Raw genomic sequence first — 8,555 nt, 5'->3', positions numbered from 1 at the left:
GCTAAGTTAAACTGTTAGTAATTAATTATACTCTCATGAGAGTAATAAAAGAGCGCTAGTTGCAACGATGTTTTTCGATGTGCGCGATCGCCTGAATCGACTGTTACCAAATACCTGGAATTTCATAACCTGCAACTTGGGTTATTACGTTACGGATGGGGATTAGACCCCACCTGTAACGGCATGATCCTTTGCGATCGCTTTCTCTAACTCTCAATTTAATTACAAATTACGAATTAGTAATTATTGTTGACTACCAATTACCTGCGGATGTTCTTCCAACCAATGGTCAATGTCATTCAGCACCTGCTGGGGAACTTCCCACGGGAAAAGATGGGCGGTGTTGCGATAGCACTGCCACTGAGAATTTAGGAGATGTCGAGCAGTTTCTAAGCTGGAATCAGCTGTGATATGGCGGTCTTGTTCGCCAGCAAGTACTAAACTAGGACATTGTATTTGTTGCAAATCTAAAAGCCGATTGTATCCTGATTGAATTGCACTATAGAGAGCGCGAGTAGCAGCAGGGGAGGTTTGCAAATAAGCTGGTACTGCTTCCTTGGCAATGTAATTGTAAGTGGTAGATGTATGTTGTTGGATTAAGTAGCGAAAAAGCGATCGCTTACCAAAAGTTTCAATATTCCATTGCCAACTCGGTTTTATATAGTTCAATAGGGCAGCAACGCCAGTATATAAATTATCCTGCCAAGTGATAGGAGGATGACTGCCACGGGGTTTTGCGGCTGTCGCCACCAAAATCAGCCCAGTAATGCGCTCTGGCAAACGTAATGCCAACTCCATTGCTAGAATCCCTCCAAGTGACCATCCCAATAGTAGGCATTTTTCAATCTGCAAACGGTCTAGCAGCGCTTCTAAATCAGTCAAATGGTCATTCATGTCAAAATTGCCGTTGTAGCGACTTTTGCCGTATCCGCGTAAATCGGGGGCAAAAGTTTTGTAGCGTTTTGATAAATGATTGGTAAAGACAGAAAGACTACGACCAGTACCAGGATGACCATGTAAACCTAAAATTGGAAATCCTTGACCTTGGATGTAAACATTGAGACATGCAGCAGTAATATAACTATGGCGATCGCTCATTATTTGCCGTTCTCCTGTCTGCCGAACAAATGTTCTAAAATGTGTTGACTTTCAGTTCTCAAGCCTCTAATTTCCGATCTGATTTCTCTCAAGTTCAGTGACAATCGCTTCAAAGTTACGTACCTGCAACAAGGAATTTACGGTTGAGCGTAGTTGGGCAATCGCGCATCTATCCGCTTCTATAGCTACCATATCCGCTTCAGCGTTTGTGCTGTCTTTTCTAGGATTGCTTCAATCCGCTTTGGCCACTATATCCTAAAAGAATATGTACTATGCATTACTGCCAACTGCATCAATCGCCGCCTCCAAAGCGATCGCCACATGAGTCCAATGAGTCCCGCCCTGGCAATAAACGACATACGGCGATCGCATTGGCCCATCTGCTGATAATTCTAAAGTACTCCCTTCAATAAATGTCCCCCCAGCCATAACTACCTGGCTCTCATACCCCGGCATATCATCTGGAACAGGGTCTAAGTAGGAACCTATAGGAGAATGCTGTTGTATGGCTTTACAGAAAGCAATTAGCTTTTCGGCTGAACCAAGTTTAATTGCCTGAATTACATCCCCACGGGGAGCCAAGGGGGCGGGATTGACTGGATAACCGAGTTTGTCAAATACATAACCAGTTAAGTATGTCCCTTTTATCGCCTCTCCGACCATCTGCGGCGCTAGAAATAAACCTTGGAACAGCAGGCGATTTTGGTCAAAAGTAGCACCGCCATAACTACCGATACCGGGAGCAGTGAGGCGACAGGCGGCTGCTTCCACTAAGTCGGCGCGACCGGCGACATAACCGCCAGCGCTGACAATAGTACCACCAGGATTTTTAATCAATGACCCTGCGATTAAATCAGCACCTACGGCTGTAGGTTCCCTAGTTTCAATAAATTCGCCGTAGCAATTATCTACAAAGCAAACGGTGTTCGGGTTTTGCTGTTTGACTAAGTGGACGATTTTTTCAATATCGGCAATTGACAAACTAGGACGCCAAGAATAGCCACAAGAGCGCTGAATTAAGACTAAACGAGTGTTTTCAACCACACTAGTAGTTAAAGCTTGCCAATCTATAGTTCCTTCGCTGGTTAGCTCTAATTGGCGGTAATTTATGCCAAACTCAATCAGGGAACCTTGACCTTGACCCCGTAAACCAATAACTTCTTCAAGTGTATCGTAGGGAGAACCAACCACTGCTAACATTTCATCTCCAGGACGAAGGACACCAAATAAAGCACAGGCGATCGCATGAGTTCCCGAAACGAACTGCACTCGCACCGCCGCCGCCTCGGCACTCATAACTTCGGCAAAAACTTTATCTAAAGTTTCTCGTCCTAAATCATCGTGACCATAACCACTTACACCAGCGAAGTGGTGTGCCCCTACACGGTGATTACGAAAGGCATTTAGCACTCGTTTTAGATTATGCTTGACCTGAGCGTCAATTCCAGAAAAAATTTCTAATAGTGCCTGTTCTGCTTGCCGCAGCTGCTCTAAGCTGTTCATCAGTTCCTCGTTCACAAAAAATTATAGATATGCGGATTTTAAGATCGCGCAGACTAGGCTGGAAAATTCAAATTCAGGTTACTGCATGACAATTGCTACCTCAACAAAACCTCAAATCAACTGGGTTAATACCCTATTTTTCATTGGACTGCACATCGGCGCTTTATTTGCCTTTCTTCCTGGTAACTTTAGCTGGACGGCAGTTGGTGTGGGTTTCTTGCTGTACTGGGTGACTGGTGGTTTAGGCGTGACTCTAGGATTTCATCGCCTTGTCACCCACCGCAGTTTTCAAACTCCCAAGTGGCTGGAGTATCTCCTGGTTTTCTTTGGGACACTCTCGTGTCAAGGAGGCCCAATTGAGTGGATCGGGACACATCGCATTCATCATTTAAACTCTGATACTGATGCCGATCCTCATGATTCTAATAAAGGCTTCTGGTGGAGCCACATGGATTGGCTGATTCACTACTGTCCCGCTCACGCTGATGTTCCTCGTTTCACCAAAGACATTGCCGAAGACCCAGTTTATCAGTTTTTAGAAAAATATTTCATTTTGATCCAGGTTGCTCTAGGTGTAGTGCTTTTGCTTCTAGGTGGCTGGCCATTTGTTATTTGGGGAATTTTTGTTCGCATTGTCTGGGTTTACCACTGCACCTGGTTGGTGAACAGTGCTACTCACAAATTTGGCTATCGCAGTTATGATTCTGGCGATCAATCGACTAATTGCTGGTGGGTAGCCGTACTAGTTTTCGGTGAGGGCTGGCATAATAACCATCATGCTTTTCAATACTCGGCTCGTCACGGGCTGGAATGGTGGGAAATCGATTTAACCTGGATCACAGTCCAATTGCTGCAAGCAGTTGGTCTAGCGACTAATGTGAAGTTGGCCCAACAAAAGTTAGTTAAAAGTTAGGAGTACAGACGCGACGCCAGTCGCTACAACGGGGAGCCACTCCGTTGGGCGGGCAATGCCCGACTTGAAGGAAGTGGCATGGGAACCCCCGCAACGCGCTGGCTTATTAATCGCATCTGTACAGGAGTTAGGATGTGTAACGTTTTTAATTGAACACTTCTAACTCCTACTTTTCAAAAAGCTATTTATACCAATTCTCTAAAATAAGGCAATAGATGTAAGCAAGGATTGCCTTGCTGCATCTAAATTTCTCAATTGGAATTGCGAATTGCGAATTGCGAATTGCGAATTGGTATTACGGGTGCGCTTGTGTCGGTTAGGTTGCTATAATCCGAAGCGCTAATGTGAAGAATTTTTACGGCAAGTTACTTTTTTGTGACTTGGTAGAGGAGTTTTGTTGTTTTTCAGGTGTCCATGACTACATCAATAATTAATAGCCAGAAACTGAGTAACGAGCCTGGTAATTCCGACTTCCGGCTCAAAGATATTGTCAAAACCCTGCCACGGGAATGTTTTCAGCAGAACCGTCGCAAAGCTTGGATACAAGTCCTGTTGAGTGTCTTGGCAGTCGCTTTGGGCTATTACAGCCTGATTATCACTCCTTGGTTTCTCTTGCCCCTAGCTTGGATTTTTACGGGCACTGCTTTAACAGGTTTTTTTGTAATTGGCCATGATTGTGGCCACAGGTCTTTTGCCAAACGTCGTTGGGTAAATGATTTGGTGGGGCACTTTTTCATGACGCCGTTAATTTATCCTTTTCACAGTTGGCGCATTAAGCATAATTATCACCATACTCATACCAACAAGCTGGACGAGGACAACGCTTGGCATCCAATCAGACCGGAAGTGTTTGAAAATTGGGATAAAACCCGGCAGTCTGCTTTTGAACTGTTCATGCGTAAACGCTTCTGGTGGGTAGGTTCCATTGGACATTGGGCTGTGGTGCATTTTGATTGGCGGAACTTCAAAACGAAAGACCAATCCAGTATCAAGCTGTCTGTGGCTGTAGTCGTTGTGTTTGCAGCGATCGCTTTCCCGATTCTGATTGCCACAACTGGTATCTGGGGATTTGTCAAGTTCTGGCTAGTGCCCTGGATGATTTACCATTTTTGGATGAGTACTTTTACTATTGTTCACCATACTGCCGCAGATGTCCCTTTTGCGACAGCGAACAACTGGAACGAAGCTCTAGCACAGCTATCTGGAACTATTCATTGCGATTATCCGCGTTGGGTAGAAATCTTGTGCCACGATATCAATGTTCATGTCCCTCATCATATCTCCACTGCGATTCCTTCTTATAATTTGCGGCTAGCTTACAGCAGCATCAAAGAAAATTGGGAGCCTTATCTGCATGATGAGTGTCAGTTTTCTTGGCCTTTAATGAAGCAGATTACAGACCAATGTCAACTATACATAACTGATGTTGGTTATAAGACTTTCAACGAATATTATACAGAGCGATAAATAGTGCTGTGACTACACTCACGCTCTTGAACCAACAAGAGTGTTGCTCATGCTGTGTTTAAATAGAATCTGGCAATTTTTTAATGACTAAAATTGTTAGGAAAATTGCCAGAAATTATTTTCTTTGGTGTTAGCGATCGCTAGTTTCGTGGGCATCCTAGAGTTGAGATCATCTTGTCTCAAATAAAGTTCCGATTTATATCCAACAAAAGAATCCAGTGCAATCAAATATAATCAGGTTCAACAATCTTCTTAGCAATGAAACGTCTGAACCTACGACTAAATTACCTTTCACACTTGGGGATTTAAAAGCTGCAATTCCTGCTGAATGCTTTCAACCCAATGTGACAAAATCACTTTCTTACTTCTTTCGTGACATCCTGATTATCAGTCTGCTTTATGCAGTAGCTCATTACCTGGATTCTTGGCTTTTCTTTCCGATTTTCTGGCTAATGCAAGGAACGATGTTTTGGGCTTTGTTTGTAGTCGGACATGACTGCGGACACCAATCTTTTTCTAAACAGAAATGGCTCAATGATTTAATTGGGCATCTTTCGCATACACCAATACTTGTTCCTTATCATGGTTGGCGGATCAGTCACAGAACTCATCATAAAAATACTGGCAATATCGATAATGATGAAAGCTGGTATCCTGTGACTGAATCAGAATACAAGGAGATGCCTTTAGCCCAGAAGATAGGCAGATATTATGTTTTTCTCTTGGCTTATCCTGTGTATTTATTTAAGCGTTCTCCTAATAAGGAAGGCTCCCACTTTTTGCCAGGTAGTTCGCTTTTCAAACCATCAGAAAAATGGGATGTCATCACTAGTACTGTCCTTTTGATTGGCATGGTAGGTTTGCTAGGTTTCCTCACCTACCAATGGGGCTGGATGTGGTTGCTGAAATATTACGCTGTGCCTTACCTTGTGTTCATAGTTTGGCTAGATTTGGTGACATTCTTGCACCACACTGAGCCAGAGCTTCCCTGGTATCGGGGAGAAGATTGGACTTTCTTAAAAGGTGCAATTTCTAGTATTGACCGTGATTATGGTTTGGTTAATCATATCCATCACGATATCGGTACTCATGTTGCTCACCATATATTCCTTAACATCCCTCACTACAATTTGCTGAAGGCAACTGAGGCAATAAAACCAGTGATGGGTGAGTATTTTCACAAATCGGAAGAACCAATTTGGAAGTCAGTATGGAATTCATGTATCAACTGCCATTTTGTCCCTGATACTGGTAGTAAGGTTTACTATACATCCAACAATAAGTTACTTAAAGGCTCAGACTACTAACACTTTGCGTAATTAGTAATTACGATTGTGTGAGAGTTTTAGACATTTTAAATAAGTGGCTTATTTACGCCATGCTGTACTAGCCCTGTCAAGGTAATAAAAGTAACCTTGACAGGGCTAGGATGTTATGGACTTTTGCAAGAAATCTAATAGACCTTTTGCACAAATGCAAAATTTGCCCACCCTGCGGGATCTTGCTACATCCCCCAACCCCTGCTCCCAATTTTGGGAGAAGGGGAGCCAATTTCAAAGTCCTTCTCCCAAGCTTGCCAGAGGGATTTAGGGTGAGGGCTTTTTATTCATGCAAGAAATCTAATGACTACAGCTGCCTTGCTTTTGATGTTTTTCACCATGATGGTTGCAGCCACCCTGCTGATTATGTTGATGAGCATTACGATCATTACCGTGGGAGCAGTTTTGTAAATCTTGCTTCATCAGGTTTTCGCTCATTTCCTGCAAGGATTCGTCCGCAGGCTTTAAGCCAATCCAAGCATCAATCTTTTGTATATCGAATCCTACCTCGCGACGATCGCCTATTTCTAACAAAGGACGGCGAATTAAGAGTGGCTCTCTCAACATCAACTGTAAAGCGGTTTCTGCATCAATTTTTTCAGGAACTACCTCACCAGATTTTACCTTTGGGGAGGAAGGATTAAACCATTCGGCTACGGGGCGATCGCCAAAAAATGAACGCAACCGGTCAACTGTCCAAGGTTCTGTTAGCAGATTGTATGCTACCACCTCATGACCGGCAGCTGTTAGCAAAACTTTTTGCTTAGTACCACCTTGACAGCCTGGTTTGCTATAGAAAATTACTCTTGCCATTTAACTACCTCCTAATTACTCAATTGTTTGTAGTTGGCGTTGTCTTCACTAAAGCGCCAACTACGAATCGATGAAATTAATCCTGACGATTCCTAATTAAAAATTCCTAGCCTTATCGGTAACTGAGTCAAACTCAAATCTCTCTTTCGGATCAGTTTCGCCGTAAACATTAAAAGTCACAGTTGGTTCATCACCCACTGCTTCTACACTGTGAATTGCATCGGGAACGAAGCTGATAATATCCCCTGGAAATAGAGTTACCTCTCCCGTCTGTTCAATTTTGTCCTGAAATTCTGGGTTATGGGTGCGTTGCCAAAAAGTGTTTTTTTCTTGACCTTTTAACACCGCCACTATTCCCCATGTCCCATGATTATGAATGGTTGAACGGGTTCCCGGTGCAAATGTTACTGTTTGCACTGTCAACGGAAAACCCAATTCATCGTATAGGAGTGAAACAGAGGTTCCCGTTTTGGGCGAAGGCTCTAAATATTGACTTTGTACCCAGTAAGAATTTACTATCAAGCGCCTTACGAGCATCTGAAGTTCTGGTAGACGACTGGCTTCATCGTCAACGCTATTGAGAACATCTTCCACCTCAGTTAAAAACCGATAAAGGCGGTAATTTTCTCTCAATAAATCCCATGCTCTCACAGATTTACAGGCTTGATACTGACCGTCCCCCGTTAGCAGCCAATCCTTACCTTTCATAACTTTTAGATTGATAGCTGATAAGATTGGAGGACAAGGATTGGAGACACATTAGGAAGACTGCCTACGTCAACTTTAGTAGGTACGTTAATAGGAGGAATGATAGAGTTACTATTAGTACCCGCTCCCAAGAGGGAGTAAGAGGAATACGATGTAGTAGATAACCAATTGTTCATGATTGTTCACCTTGATTCTTGACTAATTAATCATCTTCTTCTGCTGGACGTGTCAAAATATCTAGGAGAATTCCGGCTCCGAAATCATTCTTTTCGTCTATTTCTTTGACTTTGGTGCTGATTTCTTTTGCTTGCTCAATTTCTCCTAAATTTGCTAGGACTAATCCAGAAGCGGCATAAGCATTTAAGTACAATCGGATTTGTGGGTCTTCTTTGCGATTGACTAATATAGGCTTAAGTTGCTCCCAGTCATCAGGAAATTTCTCTCGTTCTTTAATTTTATCTAATAATTTAACTGTTGTTTGCAAAGCAAGAGAATAATTATTTTTATAATAGAAATATCTATATGCTGCTACCAAGACATCTGTATTTTCACCAGTTTTGGCTAAAGCTTGTTGAATATACTTTTCCGATTCTGATGTATTTTCCCAGCTTTGTGCAGCTAAAATTAAGAGATTTTTGATGTCTTCTGAAACCTGGAACCATGAGAATTTATTTGTATTAGCTTGCATATTGGTAACTGGGGAAGGTGGGGCCCCCTCTGGGGATAAGGGGTAA

8 protein-coding genes are annotated in these 8,555 nt (G+C 42.8%); 3 read left to right on the top strand and 5 right to left on the bottom strand.

What is annotated here, in order from left to right; genetic code table 11:
- Positions 1 to 243: 243 nt before the first annotated feature.
- On the bottom strand, positions 244 to 1,098 hold the full coding sequence (locus ACFE93_RS33255) for an alpha/beta fold hydrolase (protein WP_375480166.1): 855 nt from the start codon (positions 1,096 to 1,098) through the stop codon (positions 244 to 246).
- Positions 1,099 to 1,368: 270 nt separating this feature from the next.
- Complete coding sequence (locus tag ACFE93_RS33250; RefSeq protein WP_375480164.1) at positions 1,369 to 2,601, bottom strand: aminotransferase class I/II-fold pyridoxal phosphate-dependent enzyme; 1,233 nt, start codon at positions 2,599 to 2,601, stop codon at positions 1,369 to 1,371.
- A gap of 85 nt (positions 2,602 to 2,686) precedes the next feature.
- Between ACFE93_RS33250 and ACFE93_RS33245 the strand changes: the two genes are divergently transcribed.
- The 3 genes from ACFE93_RS33245 to ACFE93_RS33235 all read left to right on the top strand — a co-directional run bounded on the left by ACFE93_RS33245 (position 2,687) and on the right by ACFE93_RS33235 (position 6,288).
- On the top strand, positions 2,687 to 3,514 hold the full coding sequence (locus tag ACFE93_RS33245; protein ID WP_375480162.1) for an acyl-CoA desaturase: 828 nt from the start codon (positions 2,687 to 2,689) through the stop codon (positions 3,512 to 3,514).
- 414 nt (positions 3,515 to 3,928) lie between these two features.
- Complete coding sequence (locus ACFE93_RS33240; protein ID WP_375480160.1) at positions 3,929 to 4,981, top strand: fatty acid desaturase; 1,053 nt, start codon at positions 3,929 to 3,931, stop codon at positions 4,979 to 4,981.
- Positions 4,982 to 5,199: 218 nt separating this feature from the next.
- Positions 5,200 to 6,288 carry a DUF3474 domain-containing protein gene (locus ACFE93_RS33235; protein ID WP_375480158.1) on the top strand — a complete coding sequence of 363 codons (1,089 nt, stop codon included), beginning with the start codon at positions 5,200 to 5,202 and terminating at the stop codon, positions 6,286 to 6,288.
- 312 nt (positions 6,289 to 6,600) lie between these two features.
- Here ACFE93_RS33235 and ACFE93_RS33230 read toward each other — a convergent pair whose 3' ends face one another.
- From ACFE93_RS33230 to ACFE93_RS33220, 3 genes are all read right to left on the bottom strand, one after another.
- Positions 6,601 to 7,113 (bottom strand): ArsC/Spx/MgsR family protein, encoded by a 513-nt coding sequence (locus tag ACFE93_RS33230; RefSeq protein ID WP_375480156.1) that lies wholly within the window; start codon positions 7,111 to 7,113, stop codon positions 6,601 to 6,603.
- A gap of 96 nt (positions 7,114 to 7,209) precedes the next feature.
- On the bottom strand, positions 7,210 to 7,821 hold the full coding sequence (locus ACFE93_RS33225) for a cupin (protein ID WP_375480154.1): 612 nt from the start codon (positions 7,819 to 7,821) through the stop codon (positions 7,210 to 7,212).
- A gap of 202 nt (positions 7,822 to 8,023) precedes the next feature.
- Positions 8,024 to 8,509, bottom strand: coding sequence for a hypothetical protein (locus tag ACFE93_RS33220; RefSeq protein ID WP_375480168.1), 486 nt, complete (start codon positions 8,507 to 8,509; stop codon positions 8,024 to 8,026).
- Positions 8,510 to 8,555 lie beyond the last annotated feature (46 nt).

It is taken from the genome of uncultured Nostoc sp., assembly GCF_964247315.1.
Taxonomy (GTDB): Bacteria; Cyanobacteriota; Cyanobacteriia; order Cyanobacteriales; family Nostocaceae; genus Nostoc.
This window is presented reverse-complemented; position numbering and strand designations above follow the sequence as displayed.